Source organism: Streptomyces sp. NPDC088785 (assembly GCF_044750685.1).
Lineage (GTDB): Bacteria > Actinomycetota > Actinomycetes > Streptomycetales > Streptomycetaceae > Streptomyces.
This window is the reverse complement of record NZ_JBIVKH010000001.1, coordinates 368,809-394,660: the sequence shown is the minus strand read 5'-3', so window position 1 is coordinate 394,660 and position 25,852 is coordinate 368,809. Positions and strand designations below refer to the sequence as shown.

22 protein-coding genes are annotated in these 25,852 nt (G+C 72.4%); 6 read left to right on the top strand and 16 right to left on the bottom strand.

What is annotated here, in order from left to right; genetic code table 11:
- Window positions 1-15: 15 nt before the first annotated feature.
- Window positions 16-546, bottom strand: a complete 531-nt coding sequence (locus ACIP5K_RS01705) for an alkyl hydroperoxide reductase (protein WP_401403920.1) — start codon at window positions 544-546, stop codon at window positions 16-18.
- A gap of 15 nt (window positions 547-561) precedes the next feature.
- A complete protein-coding gene (locus ACIP5K_RS01700; protein WP_018089323.1) occupies window positions 562-1,116 on the bottom strand; it encodes a peroxiredoxin in 555 nt (184 codons plus the stop codon).
- Between the two features lie 134 nt (window positions 1,117-1,250).
- Between ACIP5K_RS01700 and ACIP5K_RS01695 the strand changes: the two genes are divergently transcribed.
- A complete protein-coding gene (locus ACIP5K_RS01695) occupies window positions 1,251-2,219 on the top strand; it encodes a LysR substrate-binding domain-containing protein (RefSeq protein ID WP_401403919.1) in 969 nt (322 codons plus the stop codon).
- 49 nt (window positions 2,220-2,268) lie between these two features.
- Here the strand turns inward: ACIP5K_RS01695 and ACIP5K_RS01690 are convergent, their stop codons facing one another.
- The 5 genes from ACIP5K_RS01690 to ACIP5K_RS01670 all read right to left on the bottom strand — a co-directional run bounded on the left by ACIP5K_RS01690 (window position 2,269) and on the right by ACIP5K_RS01670 (window position 7,781).
- Complete coding sequence (locus tag ACIP5K_RS01690; protein ID WP_401403917.1) at window positions 2,269-4,587, bottom strand: FtsX-like permease family protein; 2,319 nt, start codon at window positions 4,585-4,587, stop codon at window positions 2,269-2,271.
- The gene (locus ACIP5K_RS01685) at window positions 4,584-5,276 is read right to left on the bottom strand and encodes an ABC transporter ATP-binding protein (protein WP_401403915.1); all 693 of its coding nucleotides are present in this window, start codon (window positions 5,274-5,276) and stop codon (window positions 4,584-4,586) included. Before ACIP5K_RS01685 ends, ACIP5K_RS01690 begins: the two co-directional genes overlap by 4 nt.
- Window positions 5,273-5,800 carry a PadR family transcriptional regulator gene (locus ACIP5K_RS01680; RefSeq protein WP_401403914.1) on the bottom strand — a complete coding sequence of 176 codons (528 nt, stop codon included), beginning with the start codon at window positions 5,798-5,800 and terminating at the stop codon, window positions 5,273-5,275. Before ACIP5K_RS01680 ends, ACIP5K_RS01685 begins: the two co-directional genes overlap by 4 nt.
- 860 nt (window positions 5,801-6,660) lie before the next feature.
- A complete protein-coding gene (locus ACIP5K_RS01675; RefSeq protein WP_401403913.1) occupies window positions 6,661-6,891 on the bottom strand; it encodes a hypothetical protein in 231 nt (76 codons plus the stop codon).
- Window positions 6,888-7,781, bottom strand: a complete 894-nt coding sequence (locus ACIP5K_RS01670; protein WP_401403911.1) for an SPFH domain-containing protein — start codon at window positions 7,779-7,781, stop codon at window positions 6,888-6,890. The genes ACIP5K_RS01675 and ACIP5K_RS01670 overlap by 4 nt, the downstream gene beginning before the upstream one ends.
- 355 nt (window positions 7,782-8,136) lie before the next feature.
- Between ACIP5K_RS01670 and ACIP5K_RS01665 the strand changes: the two genes are divergently transcribed.
- Window positions 8,137-10,485: a transglycosylase domain-containing protein gene (locus tag ACIP5K_RS01665; protein ID WP_401403909.1), complete on the top strand. Its 2,349-nt coding sequence runs from the start codon at window positions 8,137-8,139 to the stop codon at window positions 10,483-10,485.
- A 66-nt stretch (window positions 10,486-10,551) separates the two neighbouring features.
- Here ACIP5K_RS01665 and ACIP5K_RS01660 read toward each other — a convergent pair whose 3' ends face one another.
- From ACIP5K_RS01660 to ACIP5K_RS01645, 4 genes are all read right to left on the bottom strand, one after another.
- Window positions 10,552-12,567 (bottom strand): SpoIIE family protein phosphatase, encoded by a 2,016-nt coding sequence (locus ACIP5K_RS01660; protein WP_401403907.1) that lies wholly within the window; start codon window positions 12,565-12,567, stop codon window positions 10,552-10,554.
- Between the two features lie 304 nt (window positions 12,568-12,871).
- Window positions 12,872-13,555 (bottom strand): DUF402 domain-containing protein, encoded by a 684-nt coding sequence (locus ACIP5K_RS01655; RefSeq protein WP_401403906.1) that lies wholly within the window; start codon window positions 13,553-13,555, stop codon window positions 12,872-12,874.
- A 74-nt stretch (window positions 13,556-13,629) separates the two neighbouring features.
- Complete coding sequence (locus ACIP5K_RS01650) at window positions 13,630-15,015, bottom strand: class II fumarate hydratase (protein WP_401403904.1); 1,386 nt, start codon at window positions 15,013-15,015, stop codon at window positions 13,630-13,632.
- A 92-nt stretch (window positions 15,016-15,107) separates the two neighbouring features.
- Window positions 15,108-16,778, bottom strand: coding sequence for a fumarate hydratase (locus ACIP5K_RS01645; protein ID WP_401403903.1), 1,671 nt, complete (start codon window positions 16,776-16,778; stop codon window positions 15,108-15,110).
- Window positions 16,779-16,945: 167 nt separating this feature from the next.
- Here ACIP5K_RS01645 and ACIP5K_RS01640 point away from each other — a divergent pair, with 167 nt between their 5' ends.
- Together ACIP5K_RS01640 and ACIP5K_RS01635 are read left to right on the top strand one after the other, a co-directional pair.
- Window positions 16,946-17,617, top strand: a complete 672-nt coding sequence (locus ACIP5K_RS01640) for a DUF1707 domain-containing protein (RefSeq protein ID WP_401403901.1) — start codon at window positions 16,946-16,948, stop codon at window positions 17,615-17,617.
- Between the two features lie 173 nt (window positions 17,618-17,790).
- Complete coding sequence (locus tag ACIP5K_RS01635) at window positions 17,791-18,153, top strand: WhiB family transcriptional regulator (protein ID WP_401403899.1); 363 nt, start codon at window positions 17,791-17,793, stop codon at window positions 18,151-18,153.
- Between the two features lie 90 nt (window positions 18,154-18,243).
- Here ACIP5K_RS01635 and glpX read toward each other — a convergent pair whose 3' ends face one another.
- A complete protein-coding gene (gene glpX, locus ACIP5K_RS01630; RefSeq protein ID WP_401403897.1) occupies window positions 18,244-19,284 on the bottom strand; it encodes a class II fructose-bisphosphatase in 1,041 nt (346 codons plus the stop codon).
- Between the two features lie 227 nt (window positions 19,285-19,511).
- Between glpX and ACIP5K_RS01625 the strand changes: the two genes are divergently transcribed.
- On the top strand, window positions 19,512-20,048 hold the full coding sequence (locus ACIP5K_RS01625; protein ID WP_401403895.1) for a DUF4245 domain-containing protein: 537 nt from the start codon (window positions 19,512-19,514) through the stop codon (window positions 20,046-20,048).
- 82 nt (window positions 20,049-20,130) lie between these two features.
- Here ACIP5K_RS01625 and ACIP5K_RS01620 read toward each other — a convergent pair whose 3' ends face one another.
- From ACIP5K_RS01620 to xseA, 3 genes are all read right to left on the bottom strand, one after another.
- A complete protein-coding gene (locus ACIP5K_RS01620; protein WP_401403893.1) occupies window positions 20,131-20,721 on the bottom strand; it encodes a malonic semialdehyde reductase in 591 nt (196 codons plus the stop codon).
- A 106-nt stretch (window positions 20,722-20,827) separates the two neighbouring features.
- The gene (locus ACIP5K_RS01615) at window positions 20,828-21,064 is read right to left on the bottom strand and encodes an exodeoxyribonuclease VII small subunit (protein WP_401403891.1); all 237 of its coding nucleotides are present in this window, start codon (window positions 21,062-21,064) and stop codon (window positions 20,828-20,830) included.
- Window positions 21,065-21,078: 14 nt separating this feature from the next.
- Window positions 21,079-22,428: an exodeoxyribonuclease VII large subunit gene (gene xseA, locus ACIP5K_RS01610; protein WP_401403889.1), complete on the bottom strand. Its 1,350-nt coding sequence runs from the start codon at window positions 22,426-22,428 to the stop codon at window positions 21,079-21,081.
- A gap of 134 nt (window positions 22,429-22,562) precedes the next feature.
- Between xseA and ACIP5K_RS01605 the strand changes: the two genes are divergently transcribed.
- Window positions 22,563-24,056 carry a collagen-binding domain-containing protein gene (locus ACIP5K_RS01605; RefSeq protein WP_401403887.1) on the top strand — a complete coding sequence of 498 codons (1,494 nt, stop codon included), beginning with the start codon at window positions 22,563-22,565 and terminating at the stop codon, window positions 24,054-24,056.
- Window positions 24,057-24,433: 377 nt separating this feature from the next.
- Here ACIP5K_RS01605 and ACIP5K_RS01600 read toward each other — a convergent pair whose 3' ends face one another.
- Window positions 24,434-25,813 carry an APC family permease gene (locus ACIP5K_RS01600; RefSeq protein ID WP_401403885.1) on the bottom strand — a complete coding sequence of 460 codons (1,380 nt, stop codon included), beginning with the start codon at window positions 25,811-25,813 and terminating at the stop codon, window positions 24,434-24,436.
- Window positions 25,814-25,852: the final 39 nt, after the last annotated feature.

Below are 25,852 nucleotides of genomic sequence, written 5' to 3'. Positions count from 1 at the left end.
CCGACCTTCTTACGGTTACGCCAGGACGGCTTCCGCGTCGAGCGTCACCGCCACCGCCTGAACGACAGACGCGATCTTGAACGCCTCCTGCACGACCTCCCGGTCGACACCGGCCTTGCGCAGCACCTGCTCGTGCGAGTCGAGACACATCCCGCAGCCGTTGATCGCGGAGACCGCGAACGACCACAGCTCGAAGTCGACCTTGTCGACCCCGGGGTTGCCGATGACGTTCATCCGCAGACCCGCGCGCATCGACCCGTACTCGTCGTCCGACAGCAGATGACGGGTCCGGTAGAACACGTTGTTCATCGACATGATGGCGGCAGCCGACTTGGCGGCCTTGAACGCCTCCGGCGACAGATTCGCCTCCGCCTCCGGCGCCAGCTCGCGCAGCACGTGCGGCGAGCGGGACGCGATGGCGGTCGCCAGGACCGTGCCCCACAGCTGCTGCCGCGGGAGGTCCGAGTTGCCGATGACCGAGCCCAGGTTGAGCTTCAGGTCCTTGGCGTAGTCCGGTATGGCGGACTTCAGTTCGTCGAGAGCCATGTCAGATCCTTCCGTTCACTCGCCCGAGAGCAGCGCGACCGGGTCCAGGGTCTCGTCACCCTTGCTCCAGTTGCACGGGCACAGCTCGTCCGTCTGGAGGGCGTCGAGGACCCGCAGGACCTCCTTGGGGTTACGGCCCACGGATCCGGCGGTCACCATCGTGAACTGGATCTCGTTGTTCTGGTCGACGATGAACACGGCGCGCTGCGCGAAGCCGTCCTCGCCCTCGATGCCGAGGTCACGCATGAGCTCGTGCTTGGAGTCGGCCAGCATCGGGAAGGGCAGGTCCGTCAGGTCCGGGTGGTCCTTGCGCCAGGCGTGGTGCACGAACTCGGAGTCGCCGGAGAAGCCGAGGACCTGGGCGTCACGGTCGGCGAACTCGTCGTTCAGCTTGCCGAAGGCGGCGATCTCGGTGGGGCACACGAAGGTGAAGTCCTTGGGCCACGCGAACACGATCTTCCACTTGCCCTCGTAGGTCTTGTGGTTGATCTGCTCGAACTCCTGGCCCTTCTCCAGCGAGACGCAGGCGGTCAGGTCGAACTCGGGGAACTTGTCACCGACAGTGAGCACGCGCTCTCCTTGCAGCTAGAAAGGTCCCTTTTTGGGGGACTTTCCTGTGGGTTGGACTGTGGGTGATCGTGGCACAGGGTGCATTGATTACGGAAATAGCTAGACTCGGTCGTGTTGATCGGAGGTGGCTATCAGTGGCCGTGGGTAAGGGAAAGCCCGCAGGTGGGCGGCGTCGGCAGCCGAGCCTGGCGCAACTGCGGGCGTTCGCCGCGGTCGCGGAGCACCTGCACTTCCGGGACGCCGCGGCGGCCATCGGGATGAGCCAGCCCGCGCTGTCGGGAGCCGTGTCGGCCCTGGAGGACGTGCTGGGGGTGACCCTTGTCGAGCGTACGACGAGAAAGGTGCTGCTCTCGTCCGCGGGGGAGCGCATCGCGGTGCGGGCGCGCGCCGTGCTCGACGAGGTCGGGGCGCTGATGGACGAGGCCGAGGCGGTCCGGGCGCCGTTCACGGGCGCGCTGCGGCTCGGGGTGATCCCGACCGTCGCCCCGTACCTGCTGCCGACCGTGCTGCGGCTCGTCCACGAGACGTATCCCGAGCTGGACCTCCAGGTGCACGAGGAGCAGACCTCGTCGCTGGTCGAGGGGCTCGGCGCGGGGCGGCTCGACCTGCTGCTCCTCGCGGTCCCGCTCGGCGTGCCCGGGATCGCCGAACTGCCGCTGTTCGACGAGGACTTCGTGCTGGTGACGCCGCTCGACCACTGGCTGGGCGGCCGGGAGGGCATCCCGCGGGAGGCGCTGCGCGAGCTGAACCTGCTGCTGCTGGACGAGGGGCACTGCCTGCGCGACCAGGCGCTGGACATCTGCCGGGAGGCGGGCCGCGGGGACGCGCCGGTCACCACGACCGCCGCCGGGCTCGCCACGCTGGTCCAACTCGTCGCCGGCGGGCTCGGGGTGACCCTGCTGCCGCGTACCGCCGTGGCCGTCGAGACGAGCCGCAGCAGCCAGTTGCTGACGGGGTACTTCGCCGAGCCCGCGCCCACCCGACGGGTCGCCCTGGCCATGCGCGCGGGGGCGGCGCGCTCCGCCGAGTACCAGGAGCTGGCGGCCGCGCTGCGCGGCGCCCTGCGGGGGCTGCCGGTCAAGATAAGCGCCACGGACGGCTGAGGCGCGGGGCCCCGGTCCCGGGGCCCCGCGCCCGCGCGCCCGGGGGCGCCTACTCGGTCCGCAGTCCTTCCGGCCGCATCAGGCGGTAGAGCGGCGGCAGGCTCAGCAGGGTCACCGCGGCGATCGCGGCCAGGCCCACGCCGGCCAGCGGCAGGAAGGCCAGCCAGTCCTGCACCGGGGACCCGACCATCCGCAGCATCAGCGTGCCCAGCGCCAGGCCGCCGCCGACCGCCACCGTCATGCCCAGGGCGACCGGGATCGCCGTCTGCCACAGCACCGACCAGGCCAGGGTGGAGCGGCGGGTTCCGTACGCGACGAGGATCGACAGCAGGCGCCTGCGGTCGCGGAGTTGCTCGATCTGCGAGACCAGCAGCGACGCCGCGATCAGGGCCATCGTCAGGGCCGCGGCGGAGAACAGGCCGCGCCGGATGGCCGCGTACTCGTCGTCGCGCTCGACCGTGCGGAACTCGGACACGTTCGTCGTCGGGTCGAGCCGGTAGGCGGTGTTGCGCACGTGCTCGACGGCGTCCGGCACCGTCGGGTCGATCCTGATCTGGAGGGACACCATCCCGTTGGTCAGGTCGCGTATGTCGACGGCGGACGGGGTGGCGAGGATGCCGCCGTAGCGGTTGCCGTCCGGGGCGCGCAGGGACGGGACCGTGCGGGCGTCGTCCGGCACCGTCCACCGCGCCTTCTCGCCCAGGTCGTCGATGGTGAGCCGGGCGCCCGGCCGCGCGTCGCGGACCAGCGTCCGCTCGCTGTCGGAGAAGTCGGAGCCGGTGACGCGGAAGACGTCGCCGTCCGCGCAGGAGGGCAGCTTCGCCAGCTCGCGCAGGCTGGAGCAGGAGCCGACGGACAGCGGCACGGTCGCCTGCGAGACACCGGTGCCGGGCTCGGCGCCCACCGGCGTCATCGAGCTGTTGATGGTGCCGATCGCCTTGCGCACGCCCTCGGTCGCGGCGAACTCGCGCACCATGCGCTCGGCCGTCCGGCCCGAGGTGACATCGGCGCTGACGCCGATCTGGGCGCGCGTCGGGTCCTGTCCGGTGGCTTCGCTGAAGTCCCCGTCGATGCCGCCCATGTACATCTGGAGGGCGATGCCGCCCGCCACCGCGATGGTGATCCCGGCGACCGCGCGGCTCGCGCCGGTGCTGTGCGACTGGAGCCTGCGCACGGCCAGTTGCCACGGCACCGGGCCGCCGCGCAGCCGGTGCACGACCGCCTCGACCAGCCACGGCAGCACCAGGACCAGGCCGATCAGGGTGAGGGCGATGCCCGCGGAGGTCTGGAAGACGCCGAAGCCGCCCAGGTCCGACGCCGATCCGGTCGTCAGCAGCAGCGCGGCGCCGACCGCCGGCACCACGAGCCGCCACCACAGCCGGCGGGACCGGGTGCGGCCGCCGCGGACGACGCCCAGCGGTTCGATGGTCACCGAGCGCAGCGCGAACACCGTGACCGCGACGGCCGAGACCGGCACCGCCACCAGGACCAGGACGCCGAGGGCCGGTACGGGCGTGAGGTCGGACGGGAACGCCGACAGCCGCCAGAGCTCCACCACCCCGAGCAACTGCCGCCCGGCCAGGAAGATCAGGACGCCGAGGGCGAGGCCGAGCAGCGTGCCGAACAGCGCCTCGCCCGCGGCCGTGCGCCGGGTCGTCCGCGCGTCCGCGCCGACCAGCCGCAGCGCGGCCAGGCGCCGGTCGCGCCGCTCGCCGCCGAAGCGGACGGCCGTCGCGATGAAGATGGCCACCGGGACCAGCAGCACGACGCAGGCCAGCACGATGAGCACGATCAGGCTCGGCGAGAGGGCGGGGCGGGCGTAGGTCATCCCGAAGTGGTCGAGGCGGGCGGTGCTCGTCCCGTAGGTGAGCGTGTCGCTGCCCGCGTAGAAGTACAGCTCGAAGGGGTTGTCCAGGCCCGCTTCGTGGATCGTGCCGACGTCGCGGTAGGCGTAGCGCTCCTTGAGCAGCCGGCCGTCGGGGGAGGCGAGCAGCTTGCGCAGTGCGGGCGAGACCACCATCTCGCCGGGGCCCGGCAGCCTGTCGACGCCGGGCGGCACCGGCGGGTGCGCGCCTTCGGGGCGCAGCAGGGCGCCGCCGACGAACTCGCCGCGGTAGTCGGACGACGCGCCGGCGGCGATCATCGTCCGGTCGCCCCGCTTGAGGACGCTGTCGACGCCGACGCCCAGCTGCCGGTTGTCGCCGCGCACGTCGCGCTCGTGCATGAACGTCGGCACCGAGGCCGCGCCGAGCAGCACGGCGACACCGAAGGCTACGCCGACGGCGGTCAGCAGGGTGCGGATCCAGCCCTCGCGGCCGCCGGACACGGCGAACCGCATGCCGAGGGCGAGGTCGTGGAGGTATCTCATCGGGCGAACTCCATGTCCCGCGACCGGCCGTCCCGTACGACGATCTCGCGGTCGGAGTAGGCGGCGACCCGGGCCTCGTGGGTGACCAGGACGACGGCGGCGTTCGCGCCGCGCGCCGCCTCGGTGAGCAGTTCCATGACCCGCTCGCCGTTCAGGGAGTCCAGGGCGCCGGTCGGTTCGTCCGCGAACAGCAGGCGCGGGCCGGTGACCAGGGAACGGGCCACCGCGACGCGCTGGCCCTGGCCGCCCGATATCTCGCCGGGGCGCTTGTCCGCGAGGGTGTCGACCTCCAGGCGCGCCAGCCAGGAGGCGGCCTGCCGCTCGGCCTCCTTGCGCTTGGTGCCGTTGAGCCGCAGCGGCAGCGCGACGTTCTCCACGCAGGTCAGCTCCGGGACCAGCTGGCCGAACTGGAACACGAACCCGAAGTCGGTGCGGCGCAGGGCGCTGCGCTCGGCGTCGGAGAGCGCCGTGAGGTCGCGGCCGTCGTAGACGATGCTGCCGGAGTCCGGGGTGACGATGCCGGCCAGGCAGTGCAGCAGGGTCGACTTGCCGGAACCGGAGGGGCCCATGACGGCGACGATCTCGCCGGGGTGCACGGAGAAGGAGGCGCCGTCCAGTGCGGGGGTCGGGCCGTACGCCTTGTGCAGGTCGGTGGCGATGAGCAGGGCGCCTGCGGGGGTGGCGGTCATGAGGGGCGTACCTCCGCGGCGAGTCGGTCGAGGCGCGCGGCGGTCAGTTCGAGCCAGCGCAGGTCGGCTTCCAGGTGGAACAGGGCGTGGTCGCAGATCAGCTGGTCGGCGAGGTCGCCCTTGCGCTTGCGGTCCGTGAGGATGCGCATGAGGCGCAGGTGTTCGGCGCGCTGGGTGTCGAGGATGGTCGCCGCGTCGCGCTCGGTCAGCAGCGCCAGGACGACCTTCGTGTAGAGCGTCGACTGGAGGTACGGCTCCGGCTTCTCCGGGGTCGCCAGCCACTCCTGTACGTCGGTGATGCCGGCGTCCGTGATCGCGTACCGCTTGCGCTCCGGGCCGTCCCCGGCCTCGATCCCGTCGACCTCGACGAGGCCGTTCTTCAGGAGGCGGGACATGGTCGAGTAGACCTGCCCGTAGTGCAGCGGCTTGTCGTGACCGAACGTCGAGTCGAAGGTGCGCTTGAGGTCGTATCCGTGCCGGGGGCCGGATTCGAGGAGCCCGAGAAGGGTGTGGCCGATGGACATGAGGTGACTGTACACCGTGTGTATACCTGGGGTGTATAGCGCTCGGGCCGACTGCCTCGCTTTGCCGACGCGCGCGGCTTTCGGTGTGACTGCCCGCGCAGCGCCCCTGGCTGGTTCTCCGGGTGCGGCTCTCGTCGTGGCTGGTCGCGCAGTTCCCCGCGCCCCTGGATGGTCCGTCGTCTGCGGCCCGGTGGCCGCGTCTCGCGCAGTTCCCCGCGCCCCTGAGATGCGCACTGCGTGCGCCATCTCATCGGGAGAGGCGCACCACCGTCCCGCTTCCCGGGAGGGGCGCTCCACCGTCCCGATCCCTGGGAGGGGCGCTCCACCGTCCCGATCCCTGGGAGGGGCGCTCCACCGTCCCGATCCCTGGGAGGGGCGCTCCATCGTCCCGATCCCTGGGAGGGGCGCTCCATCGTCCCGATCCCTGGGAGGGGCGCTCCACCGTCCCGATCCCTGGGAGGGGCGCGCCCCTGTCCCGATTCCTGGGAGGGGCGGGCCACCGTCCGCCTTTCAGTGGAGGCGCGCGGAGCGCAGCCTCTGGGGGAGGCTGCGCGTAGCGCATGCCTCAGGGGCGCGGGGAACTGCGCGAGAAGCGGCCACCGGGCCGCGGACGAAGTACGGCCTAGGGGCGCGGGGAACTGCGCGAGAAGCGGCCACCGGGCCGCGGACGAAGTACGGCCTAGGGGCGCGGGGAACTGCGCGAGAAGCAGCCACCGGGCCGCGGACGAAGTACGGCCCAGGGGCGCGGGGAACTGCGCGAGAAGCCCCACCGGGCCGCGGGCGAGGGACCACCCAGGGGCGCGGGGAACTGCGCGAGTCGCCCGCGCCCCGGCGCGGGGAGGGGGCGGCCCGGGTTGGGGTCACGGGGGCGGCGGGGACTCGGTGTCGGGGGGTGTGGTGGGTGGGCGGCCGCGGCGGGGGAGGGGGGCGGCGCCGCCCGGCAGACGACCGGACTCCGCGAGAGCGCGCCGCAGCAGAAACTCGATCTGCGCGTTCGCGGAGCGCAGCTCGTCACCGGCCCACCGCGCGAGCGCGTCGTACACGGCGGGATCCAACCGCAGCAGCACCTGCTTACGCGGACGCGGGGTCACTGGTAGAGCGTCCCGGTGTTCAGCACGGGCTGCGCCGCACGGTCACCGCAGAGCACCACGAGCAGGTTCGAGACCATCGCGGCCTTGCGCTCCTCGTCCAGCTCGACGATGTCCTGCTCGGAGATCCGGGCGAGCGCGGCCTCGACCATGCCGACGGCGCCGTCCACGATCTGCCGCCGCGCGGCGACCACGGCACCGGCCTGCTGCCGCTGGAGCATCGCCGAGGCGATCTCGGGCGCGTACGCGAGGTGCGTGAAGCGGGACTCGATGATCTGGACCCCGGCCGCCTCCACGCGCGCGTGCAGCTCCACGGCGAGCTTCTCGGTGATCTCCTCCGCGTTGCCCCGCAGCGACAGGCCCTCCTCCTCGTGCGCGTCGTAGGGGTACTCGATCGCGATGTGCCGCACCGCCGCCTCGGTCTGCGTCGAGACGAACTCCAGGAAGTCGTCGACCTCGAACGAGGCCTGCGCGGTGTCCTCGACCTTCCACACCACGACGGCGGCGAGCTCGATCGGGTTGCCGTAGGCGTCGTTGACCTTCAGGACGGCGGTCTCGTGGTTGCGGACGCGCGTCGAGATCTTCGTGCGCGAGGTCAGCGGGTTCACCCAGCGCAGGCCGTCGGTGCGGATCGTGCCGCGGTAGCGGCCGAAGAGCTGCACGACGCGGGCCTCGCCCGGCGCCACCATGTTCAGCCCGCACATCGCGAAGAACGCGGCGATCGCGAGCACGATCCCGACCGCGATCAGCGCGCCCTCGGCGCCGGCCGAGTCCAGCCCGGCGCCGAAGGCGACCAGCCCCGCGCCGACGAGCAGACCGACCAGGCCGAGCAGCAGGGCGAGGCCGCCGCCGATGCTCTTGGCCGTGAATTCCCGCACGCCGGTCCGCGGCATCTGCGGAACATCAGGTGTGGCGTCCGTCTCTGGCACAACAGTCCCCGTTCGCTCGAAGCATTGCTGAGCTGCTGGTTCGCGCCGGATGTGACCCGAACCCGCTCTAGCAAAGTGATATCACTTTAACGCAGGCGGCAACCTTCCGCATCTGTTGCTCGTCGGTTCTCTTGGGGCGCGTGCTGATTGTCACGTCCCGAAAAGCCCGGATAGGCCGGAATTGGCCGGTAGGCGCGGTGTTAGCTTCATGCACTGATTGGCCCTGCTGGGGGCGGAAGGGCCGGGTTCACAGGCCGGTGCGGCACGATCGGCCCACCGGAGCACGCCGAGAACGACGAGATGCGGAGCGGTAGACGTCATGGGCCGAGCGGAAGAGCGGCGGGCACGGCAGCGCGGTGGCGCGCGCCGCGCCACGCCCGCCCCGGCGACGGGACACCGTGCCGAGGGCGGGCGCACGGACCGGAGGAAGAGCAGGGGCGGCAAGGGCAAGGACGACCGGGGCTTCATACGCAGGCTGTTCACCTGGAAGAAGCTGCTGGGCACCTTCTTCGGGCTCGTCCTGCTCTGCATGGGCGCGTTCGTCGTGCTCTACATGATCATCGACGTCCCCGACGGGAACAACGAGGCGAAGCTCCAGAGCAACGTCTTCGAGTACAGCGACGGCACCGTCATGGCCCGCACCGGCCAGGTCAACCGCGAGATCGTCAGCCTGTCCGAGCTGTCCCCCCAGGTGCAGCACACCTTCGTCGCCGCCGAGAACAAGTCGTTCTACACGGACAAGGGCGTCGACCTGAAGGGCACCGCCCGCGGCCTGATCAACACCCTCTCCGGCAAGGGCAAGCAGGGTGGCTCGACCATCACCCAGCAGTACGTCAAGAACTACTACCTCACGCAGGACCAGACCGTCACGCGCAAGCTGAAGGAACTGGTCATCTCGCTCAAGGTGGAGCGGCAGAAGTCCAAGGAGGACATTCTCGCCGGCTACATCAACACCAGCTACTACGGCCGCGGCGCCTGGGGCATCCAGGCCGCCGCCCAGGCGTACTACAACGTCGACGCCTCCAAGCTGACGGTGCAGCAGGGCGCGTACCTCGCCGCGCTGCTCCAGGCCCCCAGCCAGTACGACTGGTCGAGCGCCACCGAGACCGGCCGCACGCTCGTCACCGCGCGCTGGAACTACGTCCTGGACAACATGGTCGAGATGCACTGGCTCGACCCGGACAAGCGGCGGGACCTGAAGAAGCTGCCCAAGCCGCTCAAGCCGAAGGCGGCCTCCGGCCTGACCGGCCAGGAGGGCTATCTGTACGAGGCCGCGAAGGGCGAGCTGGCCAGGGACCTCGACATCACCAAGGAGCAGTTCGACGCGGGGGGTTACACCATCACCCTCAACATCGACCGCAAGAAGCAGCGGCAGCTGGAGAAGTCGGTCCGGGACCAGCTGACCGGCAGGCTGCACCCCAAGCGCAGCGACACCGACGCGGACGTGCAGGCCGGCGCGGTGTCGGTCGACCCGAAGACCGGCAAGGTGCTCGCGATGTACGGCGGCCCGGGCTACACCGAGCACTACACCAACAACGCGACCCGCGCCGACTACCAGCCCGCCTCCACCTTCAAGCCGATCATCCTGGCGGCGGCCCTGGCGGACGGCGCCACCACCCAGGCCGGCCAGCAGATCAAGGCGAGCACCAGCTACGACGGCACCAGCAAGCGCCCGGTGGAGCAGGACGGCGAGAAGGTCGGCTTCGCCCCGCCGAACGAGGACGACCAGGACTACGGGCCGGTCACCGTCCAGACCGCCATGAACAAGTCCATCAACTCCGTCTTCGCCCAGATGGGCATCGACGTCGGCATGGACAAGGTCATGGAGACCGCCAAGCAGCTCGGCATGAACGGCGACGACCTCAAGCCGTACGCGGCCCAGACCCTCGGCACGATGGGCGCCAGCCCGCTGGAGATGGCCGGGGTCTACGCGACGTTCGACAACCACGGCAAGAAGGTCACCCCGAAGATCGTCAAGTCCGTGTCCTACCAGGGCCGGAAGGACAGGCTGCCGGACGCGATCGGCGGCCAGGTCCTCGACCGCGGCGTCGCCGACTCGGTCACCTCGGTGCTGACCGGAGTGGTCGACGACGGTACGGCGAAGACGTCCGTCCGCGACAACCCGGCGCGGGCCGGCCAGCAGGTGGCGGGCAAGACCGGCACCTCCGACTGCAACCGCTCGGCCTGGTTCACCGGCTACACCCCGGACCTGGTCACCTCCGTCGGCCTGTTCGGCGAGGCGGCCGGGAAGCGCACCCTGTCCTGCGACGACAAGAAGACCCCGGTCGCCAAGGGCGGCCAGGTCTCGCTGACCGGCGCGGCCGGCGGCGGCCGGGTCAACGGTGGCGCGTTCCCGGCCCAGATCTGGGCCCAGTACACCTTCAACGCGACCGGCGCCACCGGCAAGTTCGACCTCGACACCGACATGGGCGCGGGCGTCAGGCCGACCACCACGGCCCCGATCACGCCGAGCGAGACGCCGACGACGCGGGAGCCCAGCCAGACGCCGACGACGCGGGAGCCCAGCCAGACGCCGACGACGCGGGAGCCGAGCCAGACCCCGACGACGCCGACGCAGACGCCGACGACCGAGCAGCCGCCGGACCCGACGGACACGCCCACGGACGACGACCCGGAGAACCCGGTCAACGGCAGGGAAGAGCAGTAACCGCGCGAAGGGGCGCCGGAGACGGATCCGGCGCCCCTTCGGCGTGCGTACGTGCCCCCGTGCGGCCTACGACGGGCCGCTGCCGGGCCGCGCCAGCTCGAACCACACCACCTTGCCGGTCGACAGCCGGGTGGCGCCCCAGCGCCTGGCGAGACGGTTCACCAGGAACAGGCCGCGACCGCCCTCGTCCGTGGCGCGCGCCTGCCGCTGCCGGGGCAACTGCGGCACGTCGTCGCCGACCTCGCAGCGCAGCACGTCGGTGCGCAGCAGCCGCAGCGTCACCGGCCGGGACGCGTACCGCACCGCGTTCGTCACGACCTCGCTGACCAGCAGCTCCACCGAGTCGGTCAGCTCCTCGAGACCCCAGCGGGCCAGCGCGCTGCGGGCCAGCCTGCGGGCCCGGGACGGCGCCGTGTCCTCCGGCTCCAGGAACCAGTACGCGACATCGCTCGGCGCGATCCCGTCGAACCGGGCGGCGAGCAGCGCGATGTCGTCGTCCCGGTCGCCCGGGCCGAGCATGTCGAGCACCTCGTCGCAGAGGGCCTCCAGCGGCGGCGGGTGGTCCGGGCCGGTCAACTGCGCGGTGTCCGCGAGGCGTTCGCGCAGCTGCTCTATGCCGGTCCACACGTCGCGCAGCCGGGACTCCACGAGTCCGTCCGTGTACAGGAGCAGGGTCGCCCCGGCGGGCGCGTCCAGCTCCACGGCCTCGAAGTCGACGCCGCCGACGCCGATCGGGGCGCCCGGCGGCACCCGCAGCACCTCGGCGCGGCCGCCCAGGTGGAGCAGGACCGGCGGCGGATGCCCGGCGTTGGCGATCGTGATGCGGTGCGAGACCGGGTCGTAGACCGCGTACAGGCAGGTCGCCATCCGGTCGGTGCCGAGCCGCTGCGCCTGCTCGTCGAGGTGGTGCAGCACCTCCTGCGGCGGCAGGTCGAGGCCCGCGAGGGTCTGTGCCGTCGTGCGCAGCTGGCCCATGATGGCCGCCGACGTCATCGAGTGGCCCATCACGTCCCCGACGACTAGCGCGACCCGGCTGCCCGGCAGCGGAATCGCGTCGTACCAGTCGCCGCCGACCCGCGCGGTCTCCGCCGCCGGCAGATAGCGCGAGGCCAGCCGCACCCCGGTCGGGCGCGGCAGGGTCTCGGGGAGCATGGTGCGCTGCAACTCGTCGGCGATGTACGCCTCGCGCCCGTACAGGACCGCCTTGTCGATGCCGAGCGCGCTGTGCGTCGCCAGCTGCCCGGCGACCAGCAGATCGTCCGGGTCGAAGGGGATCCGGTCCTGGCGGCGCAGGAACACCGCGGCGCCGATCACCCGGCGGCGCCCGCGCAGCGGGGCCAGGATGACGCGCTGCCCGGACGGCAACGACGGCTCCCCGCCGAGGAGTTCGGGCAGGGCCGCCGCCGCGGCCGGGGTGTCCGCGAACACCGGGCGCACCCCGCGCAGCACCTCGGCCAGCGCGCCGCCGACCCGCACCTCGCACAACTCGGCGCTGCCCGACGCCAGTTCCGCCGGCGGCGGGAGCGGCACGGACAGCGGACCGCCGTCGGTGTCGGTGTCGTCGGCGTCGGGGATCCGGTCGGTGCGGCGCAGCCGCAGCACCATCGGGCCCGTCGGACGCTCGTCACCGACCGGCAGCGGCTCGCGCAGATACACCAGGATCGCGTCCGAGAACGTCGGCACCGTGGCCCGGCACAGGCCCATCACGATCTCGTCGAGGTCGATGCCGCGGGCGATCCGCCGGGTCGCGGCGCCCACGAACCGCAGCCGGTCGCCGTCCCGGCGCATCGCCACGGGCTGGCCCGTGGGGCGCGGCTGCCCTGAGCGCCGGTCGGCGCCCTCCGGCGGCCCGGACGGGTCGGGGCGCACCGGCTCGGGCGAGGGGGTCCGCGGCTGCGAGTGCTCGGCGTCCGCGGCGGACGCGGGCGGCGCGGAGCGGCGCGGCTGTTCCGGTAAGCCGCCCGAGCCCTCCGCGGACTGCGGGGTGTGCCGCAGGGCCGCGCGGGGATCCGCGGGGCGGGCCGCCATGCCGTGATGGCGGCCTTCGTGGGAGCCTTGATAAGAGGCTGAGTGCTCCGTCACGCGTGTCGAATCCGTCCGTCCGGGGCTGCGCGCCGTGTCACTGGCCGAGGCGTCGGCAGGTGCTGAACAGCTGATGCTCGGGGGCCCCCAGGAGTGCCGATACCCGGAACCTGTGCCCGGGGAACGGAATCCCGGCGTCGCACGGACACGTTCACGGTCCCGCCGCCCCTCGATGACCTCGTCGACATCGTGTCAGACCCCTGGTGGGCGCGGAGAGTTGCTGCCCGACCTTCACCACATCCGCAGGTGTTCGCTCTTGCGGAGGACGATCCTACGTTTCCTCCCCGGGGGCGCATCAAGGGTCTCATGAGGACACGTGCGCGGGCGTACGGTCCCAGTCGGCGGGCAGGTCCGGTACCGGCCACGCCGGGTCGGGGCGCCAGTGCTGCCAGCCGTCGCGGAACGGGTGCCCCCAGCGCTCGATCACCTCGACGGCCCGCGCCCCGGCCGCCCGCACCTGCCGGGCCTGCTCCGCGCCCATCAGGCCGACGGCCTGGGCCTGCGCGAACTCGTCCTCGTCGTGCCAGCGCCAGCTGCGGTCCTCGTACACCGACAGGTCGAGGAAGTGGTCCTCGGAGTCGACGCCGCCGGACCAGCGGGTGCGCGGCGCCTCCAGGTTCACGTACCAGTTGCGGAAGCGCCAGTCCGGCTCCCAGAACAGCCACACCGACCACGGCTCGCCGGGGCGTGCCAGCTTCAGCACGCCCGCGCCGAACCAGCGGTCGCGGTGCACGGTGCGCGGCTTGGTGTAGCGGGTGGCCAGCGGCTCGCGGTGCAGCGGGGTGCCGTCCGCGAGGACCGGCCGCACGCACTCGGTGCCGGGCGCCATCCAGGCGGCGAGCAGCTCGTCGCTGTCCTCGACGACGGTGACCGGACGGCAGATGTGGACCGGCCCGGGATCCGGGTGTCCCGTATTGGCGCGATAGCGCCACAGGATCCGCTCCCCGGGCGCCCAGCGCCCCTCGCCCGTCCGGCCGTTGTCTGTCATGGACAGATATTAGGTGCCACCGGCATACGTCGGCAGCGACCGGCGTCACGATGTCGGCATTCGGCCACCCGTTGTTACGGACGGGTCATCCGCAGGACATCCAGCGCCTCGTCCAGCTGCTCCTCGGTGAGGTCGCCGCGCTCGACGTAGCCGCCCTCCCGCACGACCTCGCGGATGGTCTTCCGCTCGGCCAGGGACTTCTTGGCGACCCTGGCCGCCTCCTCGTAGCCGATGTACTTGTTCAGCGGGGTCACCACCGAGGGGGACGACTCGGCGTACTCGCGGGCGCGCTCGCGGTCGGCGGTGATGCCGTCGACCGTGCGGTCGGCGAGCAGCCGGGTGACGGAGGCGAGCAGCCGGATCGATTCCAGGACATTCTTGGCGATCACCGGAAGCATGACATTCAGCTCGAAGTTGCCCGCGGCGCCCGCCGTGGCCACCGTCGCGTCGTTGCCGATCACCTGCGCGGCGACCATCAGCGTCGCCTCCGGAATGACCGGATTCACCTTGCCCGGCATGATCGAGGAGCCGGGCTGGAGGTCCGGCAGGGCGATCTCCGCGAGGCCCGTGCGCGGGCCGGACGCCGCCCACCGCAGGTCGTTGGCGATCTTCGTCAGGCCGACCGCGATGGTGCGCAGCTGCCCGCTGGTCTCCACGATGCCGTCGCGCGCGCCCTGCGCCTCGAAGTGGTCGCGGGCCTCGGTCAGCGGCAGACCCGTGACCCGGGCCACCTCGGCGATCACGGCCGGTGAGAACCCGGGCGGCGTGTTGATCCCCGTACCGACGGCCGTGCCGCCCAGGGGCAGTTCGGCCAGCCGGGGCAGCGAGGCGGTCAGCCGCTCGACGCCGTAGCGGACCTGCGCCGCGTACCCGCCGAACTCCTGGCCCAGCGTCACCGGCGTCGCGTCCATCAGGTGCGTGCGGCCGGACTTCACGACGTCGGCGAACTCCTCCGCCTTGCGCCCCAGGGACGCGGCGAGGTGTTCGAGGGCCGGGATCAGGTCGTGGGTGACGGCGGCCGTCGCGGCGATGTGCAGGGAGGACGGGAAGACGTCGTTCGACGACTGCGAGGCGTTGACGTGGTCGTTCGGGTGCACGTCGCGGCCCAGCCGCTCGGTGGCCAGCGTCGCCAGCACCTCGTTGGCGTTCATGTTCGACGAGGTGCCGGAGCCGGTCTGGAAGACGTCGACCGGGAACTCGGCGTCCCAGCGGCCGTCGGCGACCTCGGCGGCCGCGTCCGCGATGGCCCCGGCGATGTCCTTGTCGAGCACCCCGAGCTCCGCGTTGACCTTCGCGGCCGCGCCCTTGATCCGGGCCAGGGCCTCGATGTGGGCGCGCTCCAGGCGCTGGCCGGAGACGGGGAAGTTCTCCACGGCGCGCTGGGTCTGGGCCCGCCACTTGGCGGTGGCGGGGACGCGGACCTCGCCCATGGAATCGTGCTCGATGCGGTAGTCGGTCATACCCGGTACAGCGCGTGCGGCGCCGCCGGTGTTCCCGGCGCACCGCCGGACGGGTTCCGGGCCCGGCCCGTCCGGCGGTGCGGCGGGCGCGGTCAGCCCAGGCCGGGACCGCGCACCGGGATGTGCGTGAACGTCGGCTCGGGGGCCGGGTTCTGGAAGAAGTCGTTGCCCTTGTCGTCCACGACGATGAACGCCGGGAAGTCCTCGACCTCGATCTTCCAGACGGCCTCCATGCCCAGCTCCTCGTACTCGACGACCTCGACCTTCTTGATGCAGTCCTGGGCGAGGCGGGCGGCCGGGCCGCCGATGGAGCCGAGGTAGAAGCCGCCGTGCGCGTCGCACGCGTCGGTGACCTGCTGCGAGCGGTTGCCCTTGGCGAGCATCACCTTCGAGCCGCCCGCCGCCTGGAACTGCGCGACGTAGGAGTCCATGCGCCCGGCCGTGGTCGGCCCGAACGAGCCCGACGCGTACCCCTCGGGGGTCTTGGCCGGACCGGCGTAGTACACCGGGTGGTCCTTGAGGTATTGCGGCATCTCCTCGCCCGCGTCCAGCCGCTCCTTGATCTTGGCGTGCGCGATGTCGCGGGCGACGACGAGCGGGCCGTTCAGGGAGAGCCGGGTCTTGACCGGGTGCCGGGTCAGCTCGGCGAGGATCGCGTCCATCGGCTGGTTCAGGTCGATGCCGACCACGTCGCCCTCCTCCTCCAGGTGCTCGTCCGTCGTCTCCGGCAGGAACCGCGCCGGGTCCGTCTCCAGCTGCTCCAGGAAGACGCCCTCGGCGGTGATCTTCGCGACGGCCTGGCGGTCGGCCGAGCAGGACACGGCGATGGCGACCGGGCAGGACGCGCCGTGCCGGGGCAGGCGCACCACGCGCACGTCGTGGCAGAAGTACTTGCCGCCGAACTGCGCGCCGATGCCGATCTTCTGCGTCAGCTCGAAGACCTTCTCCTCCAGCTCCTTGTCGCGGAAGCCGTGGCCGAGCGCGGAGCCCTCCGCGGGCACGTTGTCCAGGTAGTGCGCGGAGGCGTACTTCGCGGTCTTCAGCGCGTACTCGGCGCTGGTGCCGCCGACGACGATCGCCAGGTGGTACGGCGGGCAGGCGGCCGTGCCGAGCGAGCGGATCTTCTCCTCCAGGAACTTCATCATGGAGGACTCGTTCAGGACGGCCTTCGTCTCCTGGTAGAGGAACGACTTGTTGGCCGAGCCGCCGCCCTTCGCCATGAACAGGAACTTGTAGGCGCCGCCGTCGGTCGCGTAGAGCTCGATCTGCGCCGGGAGGTTGGAGCCGGTGTTCTTCTCGTCCCACATGGTCAGCGGGGCCATCTGCGAGTAGCGCAGGTTCAGGTTCTGGTAGGCGTCGAAGATGCCCTTGGAGAGCGCCTTCTCGTCCTCGCCGGCGGTCAGCACGTTCTGCCCGCGCTTGCCCATGACGATCGCGGTGCCGGTGTCCTGGCACATCGGGAGCACGCCGGCCGCCGCGATGTTGGCGTTCTTCAGCAGGTCGAGCGCCACGAACTTGTCGTTGCCCGACGCCTCCGGGTCGTCGACGATGCGGCGCAGCTGGGCGAGGTGGGCCGGGCGCAGGTAGTGCTGGATGTCGTGGATCGCCTCCTCGGCGAGCGCGCGCAGCGCCTCCGGCTCGACCTTCAGGAACGTACGGCCGTCCGGCCCCTCGGCGGTGGAGACACCCTCCGAGGTCACCAGGCGGTACGGCGTGGTGTCCTCGCCCTGGGGGAGCAGATCGGTGTACGCGAACTCAGGCATCTCGCCCATTCCTCTTTCGGCCGGTGGCAGCGCTGGCATCCGTTGGCAGCGCCAACCAGCGTAGAACCTGGCCGCGGGGCCGGACCTGTGAGGTAGGGCTCAGTCGGCCCGGATCCGGTGCCGGCGCACCCTAGTCGCGATCTATCGCGTTTGGGTACGCTGCTGCCGTGGACCTTCAGAAGCGCCCCGAGCGCAGTGCCCCCGCGGCGGAGCCGACCGACCTGCGCGCGTCCGACGCGGACCGGGACCGGATCGCCGACATCCTGCGCGAGGCGCTCGCGGAGGGCAGGCTTGACGCGGACGAGCACGCGGAGCGGATCGACGGGGTGTACCGCGCCAAGACGGTGGGCGAGCTGGAGCCGCTGGTCCGGGACCTGCCCGGCGCGCACACCGGCGGGCCGTCCGGCGCGTCCCCGGCGCCCGAGCGCCCGGCGCCCGGCACCGTTCCGCCGCTGCCGGGGGAGAACCTGGTGGCGGTCTTCAGCTCCACCGTGCGCAGGGGCCGCTGGCGCGTCGGCCGGCGCACGCACGCGTACGCCGTGTTCGGCAGCGTGGAGATCGACCTCAGCGAGGCGATCTTCGAATACCCGCAGATCTACATCAAGGCGGTCTCCGTCTTCGGCAGCGTCGAGATCCGCGTCCCGGAGAACGTGTCGCTGCGCGGCAGCGGCGGCGGCATCCTCGGCAGCTTCGAGGTGGACGCCATGGACGCGCCGGACCCCGGGGCGCCGGTCGTCTACGTCGACGGCGCGGCGGTGCTCGGCAGCATCGAGGCACGGCCCAGGCGCGGCCGGATCATCGCGAACCTGGAGAAGCACCTGCGCAAGCACTTCGGCTGACCTCGCGGCGGGCGGCGGCTGAACTCCCGTACGCGCACGGGAACTTCCGTGCTTCGGAACTCAGTGCATAGGCGTCGACACAGCGGGTAGAGCTTGGGGCATCGTCTACCGATCGACCCCTGTTGCCTCTGAAGCTCGCGAAAGCCGCCGTAAGCCGTCGTCAGGAGTAGACCGTGCTGCATCCGCCGCATCAGTCCTTGCAGGTCGCCGCCGTACCCCAGCAGCGGGTGCCCGTGCGGGACCAGGACGCACCGTGGCACACGGAGGCCGTGTGCAGGCGCGACGAGGCGGGCCTCTTCTTCGCCCCGTCCAAGGAGCCCACGGCCGCGCGCCTCGCGCGCGAGGAGGCGGCCAAGCGGGTCTGCGCCCGCTGTCCGGTCCTGGTCGAGTGCCGCGAGCACGCCCTGCTCCAGCCCGAGCCGTACGGCGTCTGGGGCGGTCTGACGGCAGCCGAGCGCCGCGTCGTCCTGGCCCGCAGGCGCCGGCGTGACGTGGAGCTGAAGTCCACGGGCCGCCCGGTCGCCGCGGCGGGTTAGCGCGCAAGGGCGCCCCGGGGCCCCGGGGCGCCCTCCCGCACGGCGCGGCCGCGCCTGCTCGGCGGGGTCCGCCTCCTTGGCGGGGTCCGCCTACTTGGCCCGGTCGAAGTCGATCGCCGAGTAGGCGCGCAGCTTGCTCAGCCGGTGCTCCGAGTCGATCTGCCGGATCGTCCCGGACTTCGAGCGCATGACGAGGGACGACGTGGTCGCGCTCTCCGAGCGGTAGCGCACCCCGCGCAGCAGCTCCCCGTCCGTGATCCCGGTGGCCACGAAGAACACGTTCTCCCCGGAGACCAGGTCGTCGGTGGACAGCACCCGGTCCAGGTCGTGCCCGGCGTCGAGCGCCCGCTGCCGCTCCGCGTCGTCCTTCGGCCACAGCTTGCCCTGGATCACGCCGCCCAGGCACTTCATGGCGCAGGCCGAGATGATGCCCTCGGGCGTGCCGCCGATGCCGAGCATCAGGTCCACGCCGGTGCCCTCGCGCACGGCGAGGATCGAACCGGCCACGTCGCCGTCGGAGATCAGCTTGATCCGCGCGCCCGTCTCCCGGATCTCCTTGATCATGCCCTCGTGGCGCGGCCGGTCCAGGATGACGACGGTGACGTCCTCGGGCGCGGCCCGCTTCGCCTTGGCGACCCGCCGGATGTTCACCGACACGGGCGCGTCGATGTCCACGTAGTCCGCGGCCTCCGGGCCGGTGACCAGCTTGTCCATGTAGAAGACGGCCGACGGGTCGAACATCGTGCCGCGGTCGGCCGCGGCGAGCACCGCGATCGCGTTCGGCATGCCCTTGGAGCAGAGCGTCGTGCCGTCGATCGGGTCGACGGCGATGTCGCACTCGGCGCCGGTCCCGTCCCCGACCCGCTCGCCGTTGAACAGCATCGGCGCCTCGTCCTTCTCGCCCTCGCCGATGACGACGACGCCGTCCATCGACACGGTGGAGACGAGGGTCCGCATGGCGCGCACGGCGGCGCCGTCCGCCCCGTTCTTGTCGCCGCGGCCGACCCAGCGGCCGGCGGCCATGGCGGCCGCCTCGGTGACGCGGACGAGTTCCAGGGCGAGGTTGCGGTCGGGGGCCTCGGAAGGAACCTCGAGTTCGGACGGCAGCTGGTGTTGCTGATGCTCGGTCATCGAGACGCACCTTTCTGTTCCGGCGTTCTGGTGTGGTTCGCCGGGATACGACGACGGCCGGATGAGGGTTGATGTGTCCTGACTCTATCGTCCGTACGACAATCTGAGCAGACCACCCCACGAATGAGCGGATACGTTCATGACAGGTTCGCGCGCCCGTGTGCGGACCGGGCCGGGAACCGGGACCTCCCGGCGGAGATCGCCGGGCCGCCTGCGACCATGGGCGGGTGGCAGGAAGAAATGGCAAGAAGACGGTGGGCAGCCTGGTGCTGTCCCTGGGTGTCTGTGTCGTGGCGGCGGGTGTGATCTACGTGTTCGTCCCGCACGACGACTCCGAGGAGACGCCGGTCAAGCGCGTGGACTACCGGGTGGAGCTGCTCTCCGCCCGCCGCGCCGCCTCGTACCCGGTGGCCGCCCCCGAGGGCCTCACCGCGTCGTGGAAGCCGACGTCGGTCCGCTACGACGGCGAGAGCAACGAGGCCTGGCACCTAGGCTTCCTCGACCCCGACGGCCAGTACGTCGCCGTGGAGCAGTCGACGGACAAGCCGGCCCGCTTCATCGACGAGGCGAGCCAGGGCGCCGAGCGGACCAGCCGCGCGCAGTCCATCAACGGCGAGCGGTGGCAGCGCTACAAGGGCGAGAAGTACGACGCCCTGGTGCTGCGGCAGAAGAACGCCACCACCGTGGTGACCGGCACGGCGGGCTTCGACGGCCTGACCAGGATGGCCACCGCGCTGAAGATGGCACGCGACACCTCGGCCTGACCGACCCCCGTGCACGCGCACGAAGGCCCCGGCTCCTCCAGGGAGCCGGGGCCTTCGCGCGGGGTGCGTCCGTGGCTCGGACTCAGACCGTGGTGATGACCTGGTCGAGCGAGAGGCGCGGGGAGCGCGGGAACCAGGCGTCGTCGCCCGGCTTGCCGATGTTCACGATCATCAGCGGGGTGTGGTCGTCGTCCAGGAACTCCTTCTGGACGCCGGCGAAGTCGAAGCCGGTCATCGGGCCCGCGGCGAGCCCGGCGGCGCGCACGCCCACGATGAAGTAGCCGGCCTGGAGCGTGGCGTTGACCAGCGCGGCCTGCTCGCGGACCGGGCGCTCCGAGAAGAACGCGTCCTTGGCCTGCGGGAAGTGCGGGAGCAGCTGCGGGAGCTCCTCGTGGAACTCGTTGTCCGCCGAGAGGATCGCGACCAGCGGGGCCGAGGCGGTCTTCGGCTGGTTGCCCTCGGCCATGTGCTTCACCAGGCGCTCGCGGGCCTCGGGGGAGCGGACCAGGGTGACGCGCAGCGGCGACTGGTTGAAGGCGGTCGGGCCGTACTTGACCAGGTCGTAGATCGCCTGGACCTGCTCGTCGGTCACCGGCTCGTCGGTGAAGGTGTTCGCGGTGCGGGCCTCGCGGAAGAGCAGGTCCTGGGCGGCGGAGTCAAGAACGAGGGACATTGATCAACCTTCTCGTACGGATCGTCTGACGGCTCAGACACTACGCCGATGAGGTTCAACTTTCAACAAACACCTTCGTGACCCTGTTCACAAGAGCCCCGCGCGGTCAGTCGTCGTCCGCGGCCCCCTCCGTGGCGGCCTCCTCGGCCAGCGCCGCGTCCAGCCGGGCCCGCGCCCCGTCCAGCCAGCGCCGGCAGACCTTCGCCAGCTCCTCGCCCCGCTCCCACAGCGCGAGCGACTCCTCCAGGGACGTGCCGCCGGCCTCCAGCCGCCGCACGACCTCGATCAGTTCGTCCCGCGCCTGCTCATAGCCGAGCGCCTCGTCGGCCGCCTTCGTGGTCATGCTGTCGTCCGTCCTCACGCTTCGGTGTCCGTGCCGCGCACGGTCTCGGTCTCGGTGTCGGTGTCGGTGTCGGTGTCGGTGTCCGGGTCCGTGCCGCGTGCGGCCTCGGTGTCCCGTGCGGCCTCGGTGTCCCGTACGGCGCCGGTGACCCGTACGGCGCCGGTGACCCGTACGGTGAACTCGCCCTCGGCGACCCGGGCCCGCAGCTCCTCGCCGTCCGCCGTCTCCGCCGGGCCGCGCACCACATGGCCGTCGGGCTTCTGCAACACGGCGTAGCCGCGCTTGAGGGTGGCCGCGGGGGAGAGGGCGACCACGCGCGCGTGCGTGTGCGACAACTCCGACTCCGCGCGGTCCAGGAGGTGCCCGAGGGTGCGGCGGCCCCGCTCGGCCAGCGCCGTGACCTGCGCCTCCCGGTCGTCGATCATGCGGTGCGGGTCCTCTATCGACGGGCGGGCCAGCGCCGCCGCCAGACCCCGCTCCTCCCGGTCGAGGAACGCCTCCACGCTGCGCCGCGCCCGGTCCCGCAGGAACCGCACCCGCTCGTACTCCTCGCCCACGTCCGGCACCACCTTCTTGGCGGCGTCCGTCGGCGTCGAGGCCCGCAGGTCGGCGACGTGGTCGAGGAGGGGATTGTCCGGCTCGTGCCCGATCGCGGACACCACCGGCGTCCGGCACGACGCCACCGCCCGGACCAGCTGCTCGTCCGAGAACGGCAGCAGGTCCTCCACGCTGCCGCCGCCGCGCGCCACGACGATCACGTCGACCTCCTCCAGCGCGTCCAGCTCCTTGACCGCCTGGACGACCTGCGGCACCGCGTGCACGCCCTGCACCGGCACATTGCGCACCTCGAAGCGGACCGCGGGCCAGCGGTGCCGCGCGTTCTCCAGGACGTCGCGCTCGGCGGCCGAGGCACGGCCGCAGACCAGGCCGATGAGCTGCGGCAGGAACGGCAGCGGCTTCTTGCGGTCGGCCGCGAACAGCCCCTCGGCCGCCAGCGACCTCTTCAGCTGCTCCAGCCGCGCGAGCAGCTCGCCGACGCCGACCGGCCGGATCTCGCCGGCCCGCAGCGACAGCTGGCCGCGCGGCGCGTACCACTCCGGCTTCGCGTGCACGACGACCCGGGAGCCCTCGCGCACCACGTCCGCCACCGCGTCGAACACCTGCCGGTAGCAGGTGACCGAGACCGAGATGTCGTGCGACGGGTCGCGCAGCGTCAGGAACACGACGCCGGCGCCGGGCCGCCGGGACAGCTGCGTGATCTGCCCCTCGACCCACACGGCACCGAGCCGGTCGATCCATCCGCCGATCAGCCGGGACACCTCGCCGACGGGGATCGGGGTGTCCGAGGACGTGTTCACAGCCATGCCGCGAGCGTAGCCGCCGGGACCGACAGCCCGTGGGTCACACGGGTTGTCCTGAGCGCGCCCCGGCCCGACCTGCCGTCCCGCGCGGGCGGCCGTCCTTAGCGTCGACCGATATGACGAAAGGGTCGATCGATATGACGAACCTGATCAGGACGGCCGTCCCGGTGACCGCGGCGGCGACCGGCGCCGTGTGCGCCTGCGCCCTGCTGGTGGCCGCGGCACCCGTCCGGTCCGCGCCCGCCGCCGCGGCCCGCGCCCCCGTCACGGTCGGCAACCCCGTCGCGGGCGGCAACGGCTTCGGCGTCCTCACCGAGGGCGACGCCCACCTCGGCAGCACCGAGTCGGAGGGGCCCGTCGCGGTCGGCGGCGACCTGAGCTTCGGCGCCGGGTACAACGTCTCCCTGAACGCCGCCGGCTCCTTCACCGCCCCCGGCGACCCCCGGCCCACGGCCCTGCTCGTCGGCGGCCGTGTCCGCTACGACCGGAGCAGCCCGGCCGGGGTCCTCAAGGTCCTCCAGAACGGCTACGTGAAGATCGGCGACATGACCGGCGGGCAGGCCCGGGACACCGACGGCAACGGCGCCGCGGTCACCACCCGCGTCACCGCCGCCGGCGCCGGCGCCGGCTACGACACCACCCCGCGCATCGAACTCGGCACCCGCGAGACCCCCGCGCAGGTCGGCCCCGCGGACCTGATGGACTTCCCCGCGCTGTTCACCACGTACCGGGAACGGGCCGCGCGGATGGCGGGCTGCGCCGGGAACGTCGTCCTGCGCGACGGCAACGGCGACCCGCTCCCGGACCAGGCCGCGGTGGCGCCCGGCTCCCAGATCAAGATCGCGCTCAACCCCGCCCGCACCAACGTGCTGCACCTCACCGGCGCGATGCTCGACAACATCTCCACCCTGACCCTGCTCGACCGGCCGACGGCCGCCGCGCCGCTGATCGTCGTCGTCGACACCCGCGCCGAGGGCGGCGACTACACCTGGCACGCGCCGACCATGGCCGGGGTCGGCGGCTCCCAGAACCACATCCTGTGGGACTTTCCGGACGCGACCCGGATCACCAATCCCGACGGCGACGAGATCGAGGGCACGATCTACGCGCCGAGCGCCGAGTTCATCGACCTGGACCCCGCCAACATCGAGGGCGACGTCATCGTCAGGTCGCTCGTCCAGGGGTCGACGGCGGCCGTGGGCGGGTCCGCGGTAAACGCGGGCGAGATGCACTACCACCCGTTCGACGGGACCGTGGAGTGCGACGACGGCACCTCGCCGACGCCGTCGCGGACGCCGCTCGGCGGATCGGAGTCGCCCACGCCGCCGGGGGGCTCGGGGACGCCGACCCCCACGCCGCCGGGGGAGCGCCCTACGCCCACGCCCACGCCGCCGAGGGAGACCCCTACGCCCAAGCCCACGCCGACGAGGACGCCGGTCGACGTGACCGCCACGCCGACCCCGGCCCACACGCCCGGCCCCCCGGCCCCCACGCCCACCGGCCCGGCCCTCGCCCACACCGGCTCCGACGGCAGAGGCACCGCCGTCATCGGCGGCATCGCGGTGGCGCTGATCGTCGCCGGTGCCGGGGCCATGGCCTACGGCCGACTGCGCCGGAACGACCGCCGCTGACGTCACGGGCAGCTCCGGCCCGGCGGGGTCGGCCTGGCCCGACCGGATCGGCCCGGCACGACCGGGCTGCCTGACCTGGTTCGGGCGGTTCGGGCGGTTCGGGCGGATCGGGTGCGCCGGGTGAACCGGGCGAACCGGGTGAACCGGGAGCACCGGGTGAACCGGGCGCGCCGGGAGCACCGGGCGCGCCGGGAGCACCGGGAGCACCGGGCGCACCGGGAGCACCGGGCGCACCGGGAGCACCGGGCGCGCCGGGCGCGCCGGGCGGACCGGGTGAACCGGGCGGACCGGGTGAACCGGCTGGGCCGGGCCGTAGCGCTGGGCCGGACGCGCCAGGCTCAACCGGATCCGCCGCCCGCCGAACCGTCCCCAACCACCTACACCGGATCCGCCGCCCGCCCCCGCTGCACCACCAGCACCACCAGCCCGACGACCAGCCAGACCGCGCCCACGATCTGCGCCGTGCCCGACGCCTCCACGATCACCGCGACCGCGATCGCCGCGCCGATCACCGGGACCAGCAGGTGCCGCCACCAGCTGACCGGCCCGCCGCGGCGGCGGACCGCGAAGTAGCCCACGACGCTCGCGTGGAGGAGCGTGAACGCCGTCAGCGCGCCGATGTCGACGACCGACGTCAGATGGTCGAGCCCGTCGTCGCGGCGGGCCGCCCAGACCGCCGCGACCAGCGTGATCACCGCCGCCACCAGCAGCGCGGCCCTCGGCACCCCCGAGTCCGTGCGCGACAGCGCCTTCGGCAGCCGCCGGTCGCGGGCCATCGCGAACACCAGCCGGCCCGCCGCGGCCTGCCCGGCCAGCGCCGCGAACGCCGCGCCGATCGCCTTGCTCACCGCCACCAGATCGTGCAGCCACCCGCCGACCGACGCGTCCACCGTGTCGTAGAACGCGGAACCCTGGAGCGCCGGGTCGGCCGCCAGCCGCGCCGACGCCGTCGGCTCGAGCAGCGCCGCCAGATACGTCTGCGCGACGAACAGCACACCGGTCAGCACCAGGCAGAACAGCACCGCCCGAGCCACCTTCGCCGACCCGCCGGTGACCTCCTCGGCGAACGTCGCGATGGCGTCGAAGCCCAGGTACGACAGCACGGCCACCGACACCGCGCCGAGCACCGCCGACAGCGCGAACGCGCCCTGCGTGCCGTCCCCGGTCAGCGGCGACAGCCAGCCGCGCTGCGCGCCGTCCGTCGCCAGCACCACGACCGCCGACACGATGAAGACCACCAGCACCACGATCTCCAGCGCCAGCACCGCGAAACCGACCCGCGCGGCGGCCCGTACGCCCCACAGGTTGAGCAGCGTCGTGATCACCACCGCGAGCGCCGTCCACACCCACCGCGACACGTCCGGCACCAGCGAGTTCATCGCGATCCCGGAGAACAGGTACGCCACCGCCGGGATCAGCAGATAGTCGAGCATCGCCATCCAGCCCGCGATGAACCCCGGCCCCTTCCCGAGCCCCACGCGCGCGTAGGCGTACACGGAGCCCGCGCGCGGGGCGACCCGCACCATCTGGGCGTAGCTGAACGCGGTGAACGCCATCGCGACCGTCGCCACCAGGTACACGAGCGCGACCGCGCCGTGCGACTTCGCGTCCAGGGTGCCGAAGATGCCGACCGGCGCCATGGGGGCGATGAACAGGAGCCCGTAGACGACGAGGTCACGGAAGCCGAGGTTCCGGCGGAGCTTGCCGTCCGGGACCTCGGGGGTCCCGGGGACTTCGGACGCGGCTGGTACGGACATCGTGCCTCCGTTGATCGGGCAGGCTCCCGGGCCCCACCA

What these genes read in the sequence shown, in the direction of transcription:
- glpX (WP_401403897.1), bottom strand. Translation starts at nt 19,284, where the DNA reads ATGACCGAGCATCAGCAACACCAGCTGCCGTCCGAACTCGAGGTTCCT.
- ACIP5K_RS01705 (WP_401403920.1), bottom strand. Translation starts at nt 546, where the DNA reads ATGGCTCTCGACGAACTGAAGTCCGCCATACCGGACTACGCCAAGGAC.
- ACIP5K_RS01670 (WP_401403911.1), bottom strand. Translation starts at nt 7,781, where the DNA reads ATGCCGCGGACCGGCGTGCGGGAATTCACGGCCAAGAGCATCGGCGGC.
- ACIP5K_RS01600 (WP_401403885.1), bottom strand. Translation starts at nt 25,813, where the DNA reads ATGTCCGTACCAGCCGCGTCCGAAGTCCCCGGGACCCCCGAGGTCCCG.
- ACIP5K_RS01665 (WP_401403909.1), top strand. Translation starts at nt 8,137, where the DNA reads ATGGGCCGAGCGGAAGAGCGGCGGGCACGGCAGCGCGGTGGCGCGCGC.
- ACIP5K_RS01605 (WP_401403887.1), top strand. Translation starts at nt 22,563, where the DNA reads ATGACGAACCTGATCAGGACGGCCGTCCCGGTGACCGCGGCGGCGACC.
- ACIP5K_RS01615 (WP_401403891.1), bottom strand. Translation starts at nt 21,064, where the DNA reads ATGACCACGAAGGCGGCCGACGAGGCGCTCGGCTATGAGCAGGCGCGG.
- ACIP5K_RS01690 (WP_401403917.1), bottom strand. Translation starts at nt 4,587, where the DNA reads ATGAGATACCTCCACGACCTCGCCCTCGGCATGCGGTTCGCCGTGTCC.
- ACIP5K_RS01685 (WP_401403915.1), bottom strand. Translation starts at nt 5,276, where the DNA reads ATGACCGCCACCCCCGCAGGCGCCCTGCTCATCGCCACCGACCTGCAC.
- ACIP5K_RS01680 (WP_401403914.1), bottom strand. Translation starts at nt 5,800, where the DNA reads ATGTCCATCGGCCACACCCTTCTCGGGCTCCTCGAATCCGGCCCCCGG.
- ACIP5K_RS01645 (WP_401403903.1), bottom strand. Translation starts at nt 16,778, where the DNA reads ATGCCTGAGTTCGCGTACACCGATCTGCTCCCCCAGGGCGAGGACACC.
- xseA (WP_401403889.1), bottom strand. Translation starts at nt 22,428, where the DNA reads ATGGCTGTGAACACGTCCTCGGACACCCCGATCCCCGTCGGCGAGGTG.
- ACIP5K_RS01650 (WP_401403904.1), bottom strand. Translation starts at nt 15,015, where the DNA reads ATGACCGACTACCGCATCGAGCACGATTCCATGGGCGAGGTCCGCGTC.
- ACIP5K_RS01655 (WP_401403906.1), bottom strand. Translation starts at nt 13,555, where the DNA reads ATGACAGACAACGGCCGGACGGGCGAGGGGCGCTGGGCGCCCGGGGAG.
- ACIP5K_RS01620 (WP_401403893.1), bottom strand. Translation starts at nt 20,721, where the DNA reads ATGTCCCTCGTTCTTGACTCCGCCGCCCAGGACCTGCTCTTCCGCGAG.